The sequence below is a fragment of the Aliinostoc sp. HNIBRCY26 genome, from assembly GCF_050235535.1.
Classification (GTDB): Bacteria; Cyanobacteriota; Cyanobacteriia; order Cyanobacteriales; family Nostocaceae; genus Trichormus.
Map to the genome: position 1 here is coordinate 20,729 of NZ_CP189852.1, position 16,896 is coordinate 37,624.

Here is a 16,896-nt window from a genome sequence, read left to right on the forward strand (position 1 = left end):
CATTGTCATTAGGTAGATTAGCTGTGATCAATCTCCAAGAAAACACATTTTTTTGTTGACTTTTGACTATTCAATGTCTACCATCAACAAACTTTATGGTTTCTCAAAATGTTTATTGATACAATCGCTATCCACATTGGGAATCTGAAAATTCAGGATACGACTATATAGGATTTTTGCCCTTTGATTTGCGATACAAAGCAGTAATTCGTAACATTTGATCGCTCATCTTAATGATTCTCCTCGCCAAAATGCTAAGGGATTTTGAGTGGCACGGCAATGAGGATAAAACCGCAAGTGATAGTCCATGCCAGATTGCCAAGCGGGAGGTGCAATCCCCAATCCCAGACACAAATGAGTTAGCGATCGCGCAAATTTCTCATGATGTCCAGGTAAACCCGCATGAGCATGGGCATATTCATGTACCACCAGCAGTAACCAATCTGCTGGCATGACTCTTCCCACATCAATCAGGATCGTCATGGGATTAGTTTTGAGGTTACAAAAACCATCAACCCCAAAGCGTTGGGCTAAAGGAGCAGCAAAAATCTGCACAGTAGGTTGCTCCCAAGGGTGAAAACAATCGTGGCAAGCCTGAAGATAGTTTTCGAGTTGTCGGTTCACCCTGTCAATATGTTGACCGATCCAAGCACATATAGGGATGCGGTTATTCATATCATAAACCACATCTATCATTTCTGAGTCAAGAGCTAGACCCCTAATTCCATACAGGTAATCTAGCCCTCGCGTAAATGGATCATTACTGGTGGTGATGATTAATTTATCCACCAAAGAACGAGAAATATTCTGCACGTTGAACTACATTTTCGGCTGGCTTCGCCAGTTCTTCTTCTCCAGAAGCATCTGCAATTCGGAACTCAGTACAAAATGTAGCTGTACTGAAACCACCAAACCTTTTCACTGTGCTGCTTCGCATCCGAATGCTGGAACTAACAAACCAAAACCTTTCTACCGAACTCATCGTTTCATATTCAGTTGTTAAAACCAAAGCATTTTCATCATCCATATGATATTGCCCTACTACGGGGACAATTTCCGCATAACCACGCTCTCTAAGCAGTGAACCTTGGCGGGGATGATCAGCATCAGGAACTAGAGCAAATACAGTTGAACCTTCATGGTTTTCATCTTCTCTATCCCATCCCATTGCCCCTTGCCAGGTGACATAAGCACCACCAATTGCCAATTTAGGGTCAACTTCATGGAGTTGGCAAATAGCGATCACTTGAGGATCATCTGCTGCCAAAGCTTGAACCTGGATTTCGGATTCTCCAGCTTCAGTTCTCTTAAAAGCAAGGTGGTGTGTTGTGCGTTGCGATCGCCATTTACCACTACTTAGCTGAAAAAACTCCATTGCATCCATAACTTAAAAGCAAACTCCGAACTACAAGATAACCCTATGCCTAAATATACCATTTTGTAGGGAATGGGGCATTGGGCATTGGGCATTGGGAATGAGATTTTTCCCCTACACCCCTTAAACCCTTACACCCTTACACCCTTAATTCCCAATCGTTTATTCGATAACGTCTAAAAATGTCTACTTGTCAAGTAGGTGTAACTTTTGTTAATCTTAATTTCAAGGGCTAGATGAAAATTTATATTGCGAAACAACAGGAGAGTAGGCATGACGGATATTCCAATGGAGCTAAATTTAGAGCAGAAATTCAACCTCAAACTGTATGAAGAACAAATAAAGGATTTAAGCAAAGAAGAATCTCAAAAGTTTCTTCTGGAAGTATTGCGGCAGTTAATGGTCAAAGACAATATGATCAAACATCTTCTCAAACAGGTCTAGGTTTATCCTCTGAAATCATTCATACTTCATCGTTTCGCTGCTCACTCAGAATTTTACATAACTGCCAAAGATCATCCCCTATCAGAAATACCTGATAGGGGATTGTTTGTTAAGGATTATTACTTTGTTTCTCATAACTGAGACTGAGACAGCCTTCATCTTTTATGTTCTATATTGTCTGGTTCAAGGAACAGGCAACCGAGTTTTAAAGATAACCAATATTCCAAGGAGAGCGAAATGCTTGACGCTTTTTCTAGAGCTGTAGTTTCAGCAGATGCTAGCACCTCTACCGTAAATGATATCGCTGCATTGAGAGCTTTCGTTGCTAGCGGCAACAGACGCTTGGATGCTGTAAACGCAATTGCTAGCAACGCTAGCTGCATGGTTTCCGATGCTGTTGCTGGTATGATCTGCGAAAACCAAGGTCTAATCCAAGCTGGTGGTAACTGCTATCCTAACCGTCGCATGGCTGCTTGCTTACGCGATGCTGAAATCATCCTGCGCTATGTAACCTATGCGTTGTTAGCTGGTGATGCTTCCGTATTGGATGATCGTTGCTTGAACGGTTTGAAAGAAACCTACGCAGCTTTAGGCGTACCCACCACATCTACCGTTCGTGCCGTTCAAATCATGAAGGCTCAAGCAGTTGCTCACATCCAAGACACCCCCAGCGAAGCTCGTGCAGGTGCTAAATTACGCAAAATGGGTACTCCCGTTGTAGAAGATCGTTGCGCTAGCTTGGTTGCTGAAGCTTCCAGCTACTTCGATCGCGTCATCTCTGCTTTGAGCTAATTAGTTGCAAAATAGCAATTAACTCACAAGTATTGATATCCAACACCATTTAAATTCAAAGCCTTTCGGGAGATTTAAGAAATGAAATCAGTTGTTACCACCGTTATTGCATCTGCTGATGCTGCTGGTCGTTTCCCCAGCACCTCTGATTTAGAATCCGTACAAGGTTCTATCCAACGTGCATCTGCTCGTTTGGAAGCTGCTGAAAAGCTAGCTGGAAACCTTGATGCAGTTGCAACCGAAGCTTACAACGCTTGCATCAAAAAATATCCTTACTTAAACAACGCTGGAGAAGCTAACTCCACCGATACCTTCAAAGCTAAGTGCTTACGCGACATCAAACACTACCTCCGCCTCATTCAATACAGCTTGGTAGTTGGTGGCACAGGCCCATTGGATGAGTGGGGTATTGCTGGTCAACGTGAAGTTTATCGCGCTTTAGGCCTACCCACCGCTCCCTACGTTGAAGCTTTAAGCTTTGCTCGTAACCGTGGTTGCGCTCCTCGCGATATGTCTGCTCAAGCATTGACCGAGTACAATGCACTCCTCGACTACGCTATCAACTCTCTGTCATAAGTTAAGTTAATTAGCTAACTTGTGATTTGGTGATTCGGGTACTTGTTACCCTTGCAAACCTAGAGGTTCTTCGCTCTTTGCTTTGCCTGTAAAGGTTGAGTAATGGCAAATAATCTCTGGGTTTGTTTTGTTTGGGGACTGGGGATTGGGGATTGGGGACTAGGTGCAGGGGGAGAAAAACTATTGACTGTTGACTATTGACTAATGACTATTGACTATTGACTATGGATAAACGCTTTTTTAATTTATTTAATCTCACAGAAGAACAGGCGATCGCACTTTTAGATACTCCTTTAGATCAATTGGGTGAGGATGATTCGCGGTATGTGGCGGCGGCTCATTTGGTAAACTTTCCCAGTGAACAGTCAATTAATGCCTTGATTCGGGCTGTGCAGCAAACTGACCCTAGTTTAGATAATCGCATTGTCCGCCGGAAATCAGTGGAAACTCTGGGGCGACTTAAAGCTACTGTGGCTTTACCTGTGATTCGCACTTGTTTGGGTGATGACGATTGCTACACGGTAGAAAATGCTGTGTGGGCGATTGGGGAAATCGGTACAGATGACCCTGATTTACTAGAAGAAGTAGCACAGTTACTCGAAAAACCAGGGCAAACCTATAGAGTAATAATTCATACCCTCACTAAATTTAATTATCAACCTGCCTTAGAAAGAATTCGCAAATTTGTGGATGATGCTGATCCACCTACAGCTAGTGCAGCGATCGCCGGAGTTTGTCGTCTGACTCAAGACTATTCTCAGATGAATAAGGTTGTGGCGATGTTACGACACCCGAATGTTTTGGGGCGGCGGTTATCTATTCAAGATTTGATGGATGCTCGTTACTATGATGCCATTCCCAATATTGCCAGATGTCCAGTTTCCCTGGTGTTTCGGCTACGGGGGATTAGGACTTTAGCAGAAGCGGGAGTTGCTAGCGGGGCAATGACATTTACTACCATTCAACCCTATTTAGAACAAACATTATACGACCATCCCCAAAGTTTAGATTTAGTCCATAGTTATAATCAATTACCAGAATTGTCAGTTTTAATACGCGGACTTTACGAAACTGACTTTGGACGCTGTTATTTAGCCAGCAAAACCATTTTGGAACATTACGCCGAGGCTGCACCAGAGGCTTTATTTGCTACCTATGCCGCAGAAGCCAGTAATGATTATGGGGCGCACTTCCATGTGGTGAAACTATTTGGCTGGTTGAAACATCACCCGGCTTATGATTTACTGATGGAAGCCCTGCATAACAAACAACCACAGTTTCAAAAATCACGGGCGGCGGCGGCGATCGCCCTCGGTGAACTGGGTGATTCACGGGCGATTCCCGAACTCAAAGCCTGTCTCGAAACTAAAATCTGGGATTTAAAGTATGCAGCTTTGATGTCACTGGAAAAACTGGGCGATACCACTGCACACCAACAAGCAGCACAAGATAGTGATTGGTTGGTTGCAGCCAAAGCTTTAATCACCTTAGAAAACCAAGAAAAGACAGCCTAACTAATCCCCAATTTATGGATGCTATCAGGTTTAGAGAAGCTAACATCGATGATGATGCAACTATTGCGCGGCATTTTTTCCAGCTATGGCTTGATAATGGTGTTGCGGAAGCATCCATTCAAGCTAATTGGCTAGAAACAACTGTGCAATTTATTGCTCAAGCCAGACAGACACTAGCTTACAAAGCCTTTGTAGCAGAAATCAACGGAAAAATTGTGGCTTCCGCAGGATGTCAACTATTTGCTGGATTGTATCCCCATGTTCTCACGCAACAGCAAAGAAAATATGGATACATTTGGGGAGTTTATGTAGAGCCAGAATATCGTCAGCAAGGAATTGCTAAATCACTCACAAAAATGGCGATCGCCCATCTCCAATCCCTTAATTGCACTAGTGCAATTCTCCATGCTTCTCCTGCTGGACATCCTGTTTATAGTAGTTTGGGATTTAAGCCCAGCAACGAAATGCGCTTAGATATTGTTGGCAATTCCTAAATATTCAATCTGAATTTACCTTGTTTGTTTAATTAAAAACCATGACTACAGAAGAACTATTTCAACAACTGAAACACCCCAACCCACACCTACGCGATCAAGCAATGTGGGCGTTAGCTGAAAATCCAGACGCAACCGTGATTCCCAGGTTAATGAGTATTCTGGATGAAGATGACACCACCTATAGACGGGCGGCTGTTAAAGCCTTGGGTGCGATCGGCCCTGATACAGTAACTCCTTTAGTTGAGGCGTTGCTGAATAGTGAAAATGTGACTGTGCGGGGAAGTGCAGCTAAAGCCTTGGCACAAGTTGCCATTAATCATCCTGATGTTCCCTTTGCCGAAGAGGGTGTCCAAGGTTTAAAGACTGCTCTTAATGATCCTAACCCTGTAGTGCATATTGCGGCGGTGATGGCCTTGGGTGAAATCGGTTCTCCCGTTGTGGACGTTTTGATTGAAGCCTTGCAAACCACCGATAACCCCGCCTTGGGAATCTCTCTGGTAAATGCTTTAGCTTCCATTGGCGATCCCAAAGCTATTGATGTGCTGAAATCCGTAATTGAGAATGAATCAACCGATTCTTATGTGCGCGAGTCCGCTACCAGTGCTTTGTCTCGCGCCGAAATGACAGCCAAGTTTCAACGGGGAGAGAGATAATCAGCTTTTCTGTTGACTGTGCAGAACAACTTAGCGGGGAAATCTCGATGGTTTGTAAAATGTAACAATAACCTATAAAAATTTACATTATTCTCATCATCGTGACATCCCAAACCGATAACCATCAACCCCAACCCGACACAAATCAAAATAGCGCACCAGACACAGAAAAAATTCTCTGTCCTCATTGTCAGCGCACAGCCACCAACGGCATCAAATGCAAGGGAATTTGTGTGGCTGACAGTGACTATTAATTATTGCGTCTTACCACACGGTATGATCAATAGGCCTCTTGCACCAAGAATTGAACAATCCGAATACATAACCTCAAGAGTTATTTTTCTGCGTTCTTCTTTGCGCCTCTGCGCCTACCGCAAGCGGAACGCCTGACGGCGAATGCGTGAGCTTTGAAATCATATTTTCAGCAACACCAAAGTATTTATACAAGAAGTCTAATTACGAATTACTGTTTTATAGCCATGTCAGATTCCCAAACCATTAGTGCAGCAGTTGCCAAACTCTACAATACCTATCCATTCCCACCAGAACCTTTATTAGATGAACCACCTCCTGGTTATAACTGGCGATGGAATTGGTTAGCGGCGTATAACTTCTGCACCGGCAAAAAACCCTCCCAAAAGAATGTCCGCATTTTAGATGCTGGGTGTGGGACAGGGGTAGGAACAGAATATTTGGTACATCTCAACCCGGAAGCGTCTGTTGTCGGTATTGATTTAAGTTCAGGCGCGTTAGCAGTTGCTAAAGAACGTTGTCAAAAATCAGGGGCGACGGGGGTAGAATTTCATCACCTGAGTTTGTTTGATGTTGAGCAACTTCCGGGTGAGTTTGATTTAATTAACTGTGTGGGAGTCTTGCATCATACGCCTGACCCAATTCGAGGGATTCAAGCTTTAGCCAAAAAGTTAGCCCCTGGTGGGATTATGCACATTTTTGTGTATGGTGAGTTGGGACGCTGGGAAATTAAATTAATGCAAGAGGCGATCGCTCTTATCCAAGGTGATCAACGGGGCGATTATACTGATGGTGTAGCTGTGGGACGAAAATTATTTGCAACGCTCCCAGAAGATAACCGCCTGCGGAAACGGGAACAAGAACGTTGGGCATGGGAAAATCAACGGGATGGCTACTTTGCTGATATGTATGTCCATCCCCAAGAAATTGATTACAACGTCAATACATTATTTGAATTAATTGATGCGTCGGGATTGGAGTTCATTGGTTTTTCTAATCCTCAGATTTGGAATCTAGAACGATTAATTAGTCAAGCACCAGAGTTAATTGATCGAGCAAAATCATTAAGCGATCGCCAATTGTATCGCTTGATTGAAGTCCTAGATCCCTCATCAATCACCCACTACGAATTTTTCTTAGGACGTAGCCCTGTTATTAGAGAAGATTGGGCATCAGATACTAAGTTATTGTCAGCTATAGCTGAACCTAGTCCTTGTATTCAAGGATGGCAAGATAGCAAGCAATTTTTCAATCTTGACTATCAAGTTGTGAATATCACTGAGTCTGCATGGCAGTTTCTTTTGGCTTGTGACGGGAACAAGACCACACAGGAAATCTTACAATCAGTTCATGCTAGCTTAGATGATGTGCGATCGCTCCAGAAGCAGCAAATTATTCTTTTGACTCCCAGCAAGGGATAAAGCAGGGGAAGCAGGGGGAGAAATTTTATTAAGTAGCAAGGCAAATTTCTCTGTTTTGTCTTCTTTGCAGCAATTTTTGTCTTCCCCGCAGCAGCCTCTGCTTTCAATTTTGCGTATATTTTGTGTTCTGTAACAATATCCGTCTAAACTGATACCAAAATGAGACGGTAATATGGCGATCGCAATTAATTCTTTTAGGTGCGGTTAGCCTTACAACAGACTATCAAAATATTTACAAGCAAACTTAATTATAATTAATAATAATTTTATCTACTTAATTTACTTGAAAAACACTTTTTAATCTCTATCTTCTCGTTGGTTTTGGCAACCTAAACCAAAACCTAGAACCTCCTTCGGGACGTGGTAAATAACCAATACTACCACCCCAACGCTCAATAGTAATACGACAAAAATACAGCCCAATTCCAGCTCTACCCGACTTATATTGTCCTTGAGAAAACTTTTGAAATAACTTCCCTACCATCATAGCTGGAACACCATCACCTTCATCATCTACGGTGAGCAGAATAGTTTCTTGTTCTGCTTGTAAGCTAATTGTTACTGTAGATGCTGGTGGACTGTGACGGTAGGCATTTTCTATAAAATTGGCAATTATTCTATCTAAGCGTGACTGTTCACCTACTACTTGCCAATTTGCTGTTATGTCGATGTTTTCATCCAGCTTTAACATTTTATTATTCAATGTAAATGAGGAGGCAAAAAGTTCTATTGTCTCTTGCACCGATAATAAAATATCTGGGGCTATTTCTAAATCATCAGTTATAAAATTATCTAGAGACTGAATATCAGCAGAAAAGGCATCTAAAATATCTCTGATCAACATTTCTTGCTTAATGGATTGCTTAGTCGCTACATCTAAATATACTTTACCTTTCGATGTTAAATTTTCCAATTCCAGTAGAGCTAAACAACAATTAATGGCATTTAACTGTCCTGCTATATCGTGAATTATACAATGTACTAATACTTCTTTTTTTTGATTTTCTTTAATTAGTTGTTGATAACTTAAATGATTTTCTCTAGCAGTTTGCAGGAAATGATGTTTATCCTGAAATTTATCTTTGGCTAGTTCAATTAATAATATATTATGGCTATCCATACAAAGACTATGTGCTTCTAGTTCTTCTTCTTCACCTGTTAAATTTCTTTGAATCCATAGTCCAGATGATAATTTACCATCACTCTGATGCTGCCAAAACTCTTCTGCATCAATTAAAAAATTTTCTAGAAAAGAAAACACTTCTTGAGGAATTGAAAGATTCATACCATACGTAAAGTTACGGTCACAAAATCTTCTAAACCAACTAGGTATACTGCTAAGAATTTTGAATGAGCTAATGTCAACTCTTTCTAAAACTAAGATGTTTAAATTTGCGAATAAGTCAGCTAGTATCAAGCTATTCATAAACTATATTGCGCCAAATACACTTGATCCAATTATCTAGTTTACTGAGACTCTAGTCTAGATATTTTTTCTTGTAACAAGCTATAGTTATTAACTTCTTGTTGTATTGATGAGAAATAGTTTTCATCTACAATACTATTTAATAACAACACCCAATCTCCTTCTACTGAAGGAAAAATGTGGATGTCTGCACAAATGTTCGTAGCTGTCTGAATAAAGGGGAGAAATATGGCAGAATCATCTATTGGTAATAAACCTTCCAAAAAAAAGACTTGTTGTCCTATTTGTTCACCTTGACAAAGGTTAGTAATACCATATTTGTTTAACTGACCACCCCAAGCCATTAAACATCCATCTTTTCTCACTAATAAATAAGCAAGGGAACGCTCTTTAATAATAAAATGCAAAATATACGTAAGAACTACATCAGGAATATCTAGCATTTATTTGTGATGATTCTATTAGCAAGATTTTGAAATATTTCTTCTACGCCTTGTCCACTCTTAGCACTAGTTTTAATTGCAGTCCAGCCTCTTTGAATAACTGCTTCTATTTCTGTATCTTCTATTTCCCATTCATTGGTCATATCCCATTTATTCAAAACTAAAATAAAGGGTATTTTACCCAGTGTTTCTTCTACTTTTTTTTGCAACTCAAAGGCTTTTTCTAAGGTATTCTTGCGTGTTCCATCTACTACTAATACATACCCAGATGAACCTCTAAGATAAGACATTCTGACTTTTTGAAATTCATCTTCACCATAAAGATCCCAAATAATTAAATTTAATGTATCCTTATGGATATTTATGCTTTTTTTATCGATTTTGACACCTACTGTAGTGTAGTATTTCTCAGAAAAAATACTATGAACAAATCGCGTCACTAAACTAGTTTTACCTGTAGCAAATGCCCCTACAAGACAAATTTTCTTTTGCATCATAAGTGAGAAAATCAGTTGTTGCCATTACTTATTGAGATTGTAAACGATACACGACGGTTGAGCTTTTTGGCTTCCGTGTTAGTTTCTGGTTTAAGGGGAATACTGGCACCAACAGCAACAATTTGCAATTTACTCAGACTAATTCCATGTTGCTGAAGATAATTTAATATTTTTTGAGCGCGGGCTTGACTAAGTGATATATTATATTGCTCTGAGCCGCTAGTGTCAGTATGCCCACGAATTTGAATTTGCATATTTTTATTCAAACGCTCAGTCACCTTAGTCAGCTTTTGTATGGCTGAAATTAAATCTTTGAGTTTATCTACTTCACCTGCTGTCAGGTCAGTTGTATCTTCAAAAAAGAGTAAAGAAGTTGTTTCGATTTGCTGTTGATATAAATCTATTTCTTTAAGTTCGCTAGCCAGCAAATTTTTATCTTGAAATTGGGTAATTCCTGGTATGTAACGCCAGGCTTGTTTCTTTTCTGTAATCCATTGATGTGGTGCATAGCCACTAGCTTGGAGAATACCATTACTATCAACTTTGAATGAGACAGTTTTGGGAGGTTGGAGAAGTTTTTCGGCTCTTTTGGTTAATATTTGCGGGTCTAAAGATAAGTAAGATTGCCAATTGCTAATGACTGTTTGAGGATTGAGGTCTGTTTGAGAGATGAGAGTATTGGGATCTATTGCTAAAGGGTCACGCATTCCGATGATGAAATGCTTACCATTGTGGTTTTTAGTGTTAATAACAACTATTCCTGGCTGGGAACTGAGTTTTTGAAGATAATTTTGCCAACGCAGATGTTCTCTAATGGCAAAAAATCCCCAAATACTGCTAGCGATCGCCACTATACTTAAAAATGTCCAGGCATATCTATAATTCTTTGATGATGCAGATTTACTCTGGATGGTTAAACATTCTTCTAAATAGGGTTGACTGGTTTGAAATACTTCTATTTCTCCAGTAAATTCGTGCATTTCTTGGCCTAGTTTCAGGTGAATTTTTTCAATTGCAGCTTGAAAAACTAGTCTTAATTGTTGGGGAGGATTTCCCCGAATAATTCCTGCTAATACTGCTTGTGTACCTTCTTCTATCCAGATTGTCAATTCTCCAAACTGCAAACTTTGAAGTCCATTCTGCTGCTTGACACTAAAAGAATCTTGGACGAAATCTCGAATTGCAGTCAGCATTGCCGCCACTAAATCGGGGTCTTGAATGGGAACTTGCTTGGCGACTAAATGTTGTAGTAATAACCCAGTCTGTTTATGAATAAGAAATATTTGCTCGACTCTGTACACTAAGGTACGCAGCAACACAATTTCTGCAAATGATTTACCAGTGCGTTTTGCTTCTAACCTCCATTGGAAACTTTCTAAAGATAAACTATGTTCTAGAGTTTGGTTGAGTGATTGCATCATTTGGTCGATAAATGATGCAACAGCTTTGCGTGTGGCTGTACCTATAATCGGAAAAAATGCTTCCGAAAGTACATTTTCGTCTTGTTTAATAGAAGTTTGAATGGCTGTCTCAACAGTCGTCACCATTGACTCTGCTAGCTGTTGGTCTTGCTTGGAACGCAAAATCACAGCTTCAGGAAGTAACCGACTAATATCTTCTGGTAAAACTTGCGGGTTGTCTAATCGCTCGTAAAGTTTTTTAAGTTGATGTGGTTCTAGACCAAGGAGTAAACTCCGAAGAGTCGCCAACTCATCGCTAGATTTTGGCTCCTGATTTAAGGAATTTGTACGATATATTTGACCGTTGCTTGTACCGTCAGCGTCAGCTTTCTGTCTTGGTTTCGGGGAATAGTCATTCATACCCTTAATTTCCCCATTCATAGTTTCCAGGAATTTGTATACTTTGAGATCAATTGAGCAAGCTATTAGCTAAAAAATTAAGATTTATAATCTGTATTCAATCTCACTGCTAACTCTGTAAATAAAGTAGCTAGCTTAGTACGATCTGTTTTATCTCTATCTAAAGCTTGCATTTCCCGTTTCAATAAAATCAAGATTTCCTCATATTTTTTCTGGATATCCTCTTGGAGTTCTTTTGATTGATTGAGGATTTGTTCACGCAGTTCTCTTTGACTATGATTATTTTGTTCGTCAAAGTGGGAGAATTTTCGCTCTAAAGATTGGTTGATGCTCTTTTGTTCTTCAGTTATTGCTTTTAATGCGCTTTCACGTTCTACTTGCTCTTTTTTGACCCTTTCTGTTAAAGCATCTACTTCTTTCTTGATGTATGTTTCTAGTGCATCTAAACGCTTTTTAGCTTCATCTCTAAAGTTATTGATTTCCGTAATTAAACGTTCTTCTAGACGGGTAAATCTTTTGTCCACGTCCCGAATTTGGCTTCCAAACAGAATTTCTCTAACTTTTTCGAGATTGTTGCCTTCAGCAAGACCGGAACTGCGTAATTGCAGTTTATTCATGTCTTGAGTTAAACCCCCTTGCCCTGGCTCTGTGGAACTGTTATTGATATATTCTTCAGGTGGGTTCATAACTACACAATTCTTAGTAGATGTAAGATTTTATATTGTTGACTAGTTTACATACAGTAATACAGTTCAGTGAGGCAAGTTCCTATATGAAGGGAAGGTAAAACGAAATCGGGAACAGCAAACGAGTAAAACCTGATCTGAGCCATATTAATATAAACTCGCACTTAAGTATAAGGTAATACAGCTAAAAAATCAATCATTCCAATGATATAGGACTCATATTTTATTTCTGAAAAAAACTCCGTACACTTTTGTTCCTTCTTACCTTTTCCCTGTTCCCTGTTCCCTTACTACGCAAATGATTTCAGGAATCAAAGCGGATTCCTACTATATCAAATGAATTGCTTTGATTTTTTCTCTATAAGAAAGTTGAAAAATTAGATACAATAGAATATTTATCCCAAATTGATTTGCTTAATTTAATATTTAAAATATCTGCATTTTTTCCAGATTATGACTATCAAATTAGCGATAAATAGTCAAAATAGACATAGTTGGTAAGAGCGAAGAAATTAACGTTTCTCTCATCACTTACCAACTATGAATCCATAGCTAGCAATTGACATTAGCTAGCCATCACAAATTAAGGAGTTTTTTGTAAATCAGGTCTTTCTTCTGGGATAATCGCTTTATCTACAGGGCATACTTGAACACAGATGCCACAATCAATACAGGTGGAAAAATCAATCCAGTACCAATCAGTTCCCTTGATATTTTTACCAGGGCCTTCATGAATACAAGCAACTGGACAAGCACCTACGCAGTCAGCGACACCTTCACAGACATCAGTAACAATAGTGTGTGGCATTTGATAGATTCCCTCTCTTTTAAATCAGCCTTTTCTAGCCTAGCAGGGCAATGATAAAGGCAAAAGGTAAAAGGCAAAAGGTAAAAGATAGCAATTGGGTGATAAAGTATACTCAACTTCGGCACTCAGCAGTGAGTTTTTTAAACCCCTTTTGCCTTTTTACTTTTTACTTTTTCCTTTTTATACTCCTACACTTTCGATTGTTGGTGTGCCATCGGCTTGAACCCAAGCAATTTGGGCTATGCTGCGATCGCGTGCGTATTGTCTGATCTCCTCTATATCTTTTCCACCCAAGTCTATTTCGACTCTCACTAAATGCGTAGAATCACGTAGTTTTTGCGCGTAAGCAAATGCCGCCGCATTGGCAGTTGGGCTGGCAGGAACTACCAGCCAGTTACTAGCCGGAGTTGACTGTGGTAATTGTTGGGTAGACAATAATACCTGATACAAATCTTCGATGTTGAGGACAAAACCAATACCTGGAATGTCTTCCCCTTGGGGATGATATAGTCCTAAAAGTTTGTCGTACCTACCACCCCTACCTAACACCCGCGCTTGTGATTCGCTACTGCTAACAATCTCAAAGACAATGCCAGTGTAATAGTCTATAGTCTGAATTAAGCTGAGGTCGAGAATAATCGGGAATTCCCCTTCTGATTTTAGTAATTCTACCAGGGATTTAAGATTATTCACTGCCTCTTGTTGGTCGGCATCTAAACCTAAACTGCTGACTTTTTGCAGCACATCTGCGCTATTGCCGCGTAAATCGAGCATAATTCTAGCGCGATCGCGGAGTTCTTCAGTTAAAGGTAGAGTATCTATCGTAATGCGATCTAAGTGAGCGATCGCAGTGCGAACTTTTCCCCGAATATTTTCTGGAAAAACATTCAACAACGATCTGGTGATTCCCGCTTCGCCTAAAATTAAATGCCAATCTTGCAAATCCAACGCCTGCAAGCAATTGCGGACTAGCAACAATACTTCTGTATTGGCAAGCAAACCACCAACACCCAATAATTCCACCCCAGCTTGATAAAACTCCTGCTGACGGTTATGTCTGTTTTCCCAGATGCGGCGGAAGACATTAGCATTGTAATACAGTCGTTGTGGGTAAGTAGTACCTGCCATCCGCGTCGCCACAGCACGAGCAATAGAAGCCGTTAACTCTGGACGCAATCCTAACTCTTCATCCTCAGCATTTTGCAGTTGAATCACCATCTGACGCTGAATAGCTTCCCCAGCCATCAGAGTATCCATCCGTTCCAACGTTGAGGTAATAATTCGGTGATATCCCCAACGGTGGAACACCTGCTGTAATCTATCTTCAATCCAGCGTTTTTGAGCCACATCCAGAGGTAATAAATCCCTCGCTCCTGTGGCTGGTTGATACACCATTAGTCCTCCGTTATCTTAGCCCCATGTTTCTGCAAACAGGCAGACTGCACATTTTCCCGCCTATGCAGCCAAGTATATGGGAAAAGGGTCATCAAGCTGAAGGGGTATGAGTGGTGAGTGCTGAGTAATGAGTGCTGAGTTGTGAGTGCTGTTAGCGGAGCGCGGCGTTTAGCCGGTGCTGACTAATGACTAATGACTATTGACTATTGACTATTGACTAATAACCCCACCGATTTATCTGTGGGGTTGGGAATTTTATATTTAGATAGAGTTGGGATTACTTTTTCTTACCTCCAAATAAGCCCCCAAATAAACCACCGTTTGATTTATCTGGCTGTTTTTGGACAGCGTTTGCGTTTCCATTAGTATTAGCACTAGTAGCTTGCTGTCCCAGGGCTTTATCTATTTTTGGTTTCCATGCTAGTGCTGTTTCATCCTTGGGGTCTAATTTTAAGGCATTATCTAGGTGGATTTTTGCCATTTTTAGCTGATTTTGCTTTAAATAGACAAACCCCATCATGCTGTGACAACGACTACTTTTTGGTGCTATCTTCAGTGCGTCCTGTAGTTCTATCTTGGCGGGAGCAAATTGATTTTTATCAATCAAAGTTTGAGCGCGACGAAGATATTGTTCGATGGCGGGATCTTCTTTGGGTGCGGGTGGTGGTGCGGGTGTCTCGGCAGGTTCGGGTTGTGGTGTTGTAGTTTGTATGGGTTGAGCTGCGGGTGGGGGTGTAGACAAGGCTTTACCGGCACTCCGCATTAAGTAAACTAAATTTAATTCACTAATTTGGGCAATAATCGGAATCACTTGCTGTAAAGAGTCATATTGAGTTTCCGCAATTTTAGCGATCGCACTTTTATAAGCATGATCGATATTGGGAGCAGCTGCTAATTGCTTTGCTAAATCGCTATGTAGTTCTACAGAAGCTGACTCCTGCACCATATGCTTACCCATTTGAGACAGCACTATGATGTATTCCGAACGGGTGCGGTCTACTGATAGAGTTTCATAGGCGGGGTTAACTAGTTTAGATAATAATTCATTAGCTAGTTTCTTTTCTTTCTCAGTATGAATTGCCCCACTGTCAGGATGTAGGTGGCGAGCAATTTTGAGGTATCGCTTACGGATTTCTTTGACATCAGCGTCAACTGGAACACACAAGATGGCGTGATTATCTATGAAATCAAATTTAAATAATCCACGATCTATTCTTAAAGACATATAGCAGGTAGCACCAAAGGAGCAGTGACATGGTTTCTAGTCTACTTAGCTTACCCAGGTAAACGTCAGTAATCTACTGTGATTATTATTCCCTTTGGTGAACAGCATTTATCTATCGGACAATGTTTATTGCCAAGCTGATAGGGGAGGAACCTGCATTAACGCTCCACTAAGATTGTCATGAATGTAACCGTTAGTTGCGAGAATTCGCCCAGAGGCAATATTGAAGGGTGTACCATCATAAGCAGTGACTTTACCGCCTGCTTCCTGTAATAAAATGATTCCCGCCACAACATCCCAAGGTGATATTCCCCGTTCCCAATAACCATCTACACGGCCACAGGCGACAGCAGCTAAATCCAAAGCTGCTGAACCACTACGCCGCACCCCTTGGGTGAGATGGGTAAGGTGACAAAATTCAGCATAATTATTATCTGAGGTTTCACGGCGGTCATAAGCAAACCCAGTTACTAACAAGCTTTTACTCAGTTCCGATGTCTCAGAAACGCTGATAACCCGACGGTTACGTGTAGCACCCAAACCAGTAGCCGCACGGAAAAGTTCATTATGAGCAGGATCATAAATTACCCCTACCTGGGGTTCGCCATTGATTAACAACCCAATGGAAACACAAAACGCCGGATATTGGTGAGCGTAGTTAGTCGTACCATCTAGAGGATCTATTGCCCAAAGATATTGATTATCTTGATTACCAATCTTCCCCGATTCCTCTGCCAAAATTGAATGCTGAGGAAAATGGCGGTGTAAAATTTCTAAAATTACCGCTTCAGAGGCTTTATCGGCGGCGGTTACTAAATCCCCAGGACGACCCTTTTCCGTAATTGCATCTTCTAATTTACCCAAGTACCCTTGTAAAACCGCACCCGCAGCTAAAGCCGCTTCTGTAGCAACATCAAGAAAAATTTGTAGGTTAGTCATTAGTCAATAGTCAATAGTCATTAGTCAATAGTCATTAGTCAGGAATTGGTATAAACACTCATTACTCATTACTCATTACTCAGCACCGGCTAAACGCCGCGCTTCCGCTAACAGCACTCAGCACCCATTACTC

At 40.7% G+C, this 16,896-nt stretch carries 19 protein-coding genes; 8 read left to right on the forward strand and 11 right to left on the reverse strand.

The annotated features are described in order from the left end of the window. Positions 1-225 precede the first annotated feature (225 nt). Entirely contained in the window at positions 226-813 is a 588-nt protein-coding gene (locus ACQFX9_RS00145; RefSeq protein WP_427160169.1) for a hypothetical protein, read from the reverse strand. After that, entirely contained in the window at positions 782-1,384 is a 603-nt protein-coding gene (locus ACQFX9_RS00150) for a phycobiliprotein lyase (RefSeq protein ID WP_427160170.1), read from the reverse strand. Before ACQFX9_RS00150 ends, ACQFX9_RS00145 begins: the two co-directional genes overlap by 32 nt. 264 nt (positions 1,385-1,648) lie before the next feature. On the opposite strand from ACQFX9_RS00150, the gene ACQFX9_RS00155 reads away from it, so the two are divergent. From ACQFX9_RS00155 to ACQFX9_RS00190, 8 genes are all read left to right on the forward strand, one after another. Then, positions 1,649-1,819 (forward strand): NblA/ycf18 family protein, encoded by a 171-nt coding sequence (locus ACQFX9_RS00155; protein ID WP_103140533.1) that lies wholly within the window; start codon positions 1,649-1,651, stop codon positions 1,817-1,819. A gap of 237 nt (positions 1,820-2,056) precedes the next feature. After that, positions 2,057-2,611 (forward strand): C-phycoerythrin subunit beta, encoded by a 555-nt coding sequence (gene cpeB, locus ACQFX9_RS00160; protein ID WP_103135427.1) that lies wholly within the window; start codon positions 2,057-2,059, stop codon positions 2,609-2,611. A gap of 81 nt (positions 2,612-2,692) precedes the next feature. Further along, positions 2,693-3,187 (forward strand): C-phycoerythrin subunit alpha, encoded by a 495-nt coding sequence (gene cpeA, locus ACQFX9_RS00165; RefSeq protein ID WP_427160171.1) that lies wholly within the window; start codon positions 2,693-2,695, stop codon positions 3,185-3,187. Positions 3,188-3,411: 224 nt separating this feature from the next. Further along, on the forward strand, positions 3,412-4,701 hold the full coding sequence (locus ACQFX9_RS00170) for a HEAT repeat domain-containing protein (RefSeq protein WP_427163038.1): 1,290 nt from the start codon (positions 3,412-3,414) through the stop codon (positions 4,699-4,701). 14 nt (positions 4,702-4,715) lie between these two features. Next, positions 4,716-5,195, forward strand: coding sequence for a GNAT family N-acetyltransferase (locus ACQFX9_RS00175; protein ID WP_427160172.1), 480 nt, complete (start codon positions 4,716-4,718; stop codon positions 5,193-5,195). A 41-nt stretch (positions 5,196-5,236) separates the two neighbouring features. Then, positions 5,237-5,851, forward strand: a complete 615-nt coding sequence (locus ACQFX9_RS00180; protein WP_427160173.1) for a HEAT repeat domain-containing protein — start codon at positions 5,237-5,239, stop codon at positions 5,849-5,851. Positions 5,852-5,952: 101 nt separating this feature from the next. Further along, entirely contained in the window at positions 5,953-6,105 is a 153-nt protein-coding gene (locus ACQFX9_RS00185) for a hypothetical protein (RefSeq protein WP_427160174.1), read from the forward strand. 225 nt (positions 6,106-6,330) lie between these two features. After that, positions 6,331-7,524, forward strand: coding sequence for a class I SAM-dependent methyltransferase (locus ACQFX9_RS00190; protein WP_427160175.1), 1,194 nt, complete (start codon positions 6,331-6,333; stop codon positions 7,522-7,524). A 304-nt stretch (positions 7,525-7,828) separates the two neighbouring features. Here the strand turns inward: ACQFX9_RS00190 and ACQFX9_RS00195 are convergent, their stop codons facing one another. From ACQFX9_RS00195 to ACQFX9_RS00235, 9 genes are all read right to left on the reverse strand, one after another. Next, complete coding sequence (locus tag ACQFX9_RS00195; RefSeq protein ID WP_427160176.1) at positions 7,829-8,950, reverse strand: sensor histidine kinase; 1,122 nt, start codon at positions 8,948-8,950, stop codon at positions 7,829-7,831. A 41-nt stretch (positions 8,951-8,991) separates the two neighbouring features. Further along, positions 8,992-9,393, reverse strand: coding sequence for a hypothetical protein (locus ACQFX9_RS00200; RefSeq protein ID WP_427160177.1), 402 nt, complete (start codon positions 9,391-9,393; stop codon positions 8,992-8,994). Next, the gene (locus tag ACQFX9_RS00205) at positions 9,387-9,890 is read right to left on the reverse strand and encodes a Rab family GTPase (protein WP_427160178.1); all 504 of its coding nucleotides are present in this window, start codon (positions 9,888-9,890) and stop codon (positions 9,387-9,389) included. The genes ACQFX9_RS00200 and ACQFX9_RS00205 overlap by 7 nt, the downstream gene beginning before the upstream one ends. An 11-nt stretch (positions 9,891-9,901) precedes the next feature. Beyond that, entirely contained in the window at positions 9,902-11,710 is a 1,809-nt protein-coding gene (locus ACQFX9_RS00210) for an OmpA family protein (RefSeq protein WP_427160179.1), read from the reverse strand. A gap of 77 nt (positions 11,711-11,787) precedes the next feature. Further along, positions 11,788-12,396, reverse strand: a complete 609-nt coding sequence (locus ACQFX9_RS00215) for a hypothetical protein (RefSeq protein WP_427160180.1) — start codon at positions 12,394-12,396, stop codon at positions 11,788-11,790. A 583-nt stretch (positions 12,397-12,979) separates the two neighbouring features. Beyond that, entirely contained in the window at positions 12,980-13,204 is a 225-nt protein-coding gene (locus tag ACQFX9_RS00220; RefSeq protein WP_427160181.1) for an indolepyruvate ferredoxin oxidoreductase subunit alpha, read from the reverse strand. 180 nt (positions 13,205-13,384) lie between these two features. Continuing rightward, positions 13,385-14,599 (reverse strand): ATP phosphoribosyltransferase regulatory subunit, encoded by a 1,215-nt coding sequence (locus ACQFX9_RS00225; protein ID WP_427160182.1) that lies wholly within the window; start codon positions 14,597-14,599, stop codon positions 13,385-13,387. A gap of 277 nt (positions 14,600-14,876) precedes the next feature. After that, positions 14,877-15,824 carry a J domain-containing protein gene (locus ACQFX9_RS00230; RefSeq protein WP_427160183.1) on the reverse strand — a complete coding sequence of 316 codons (948 nt, stop codon included), beginning with the start codon at positions 15,822-15,824 and terminating at the stop codon, positions 14,877-14,879. Positions 15,825-15,950: 126 nt separating this feature from the next. Next, entirely contained in the window at positions 15,951-16,763 is an 813-nt protein-coding gene (locus ACQFX9_RS00235) for an inositol monophosphatase family protein (protein ID WP_427160184.1), read from the reverse strand. Positions 16,764-16,896: the final 133 nt, after the last annotated feature.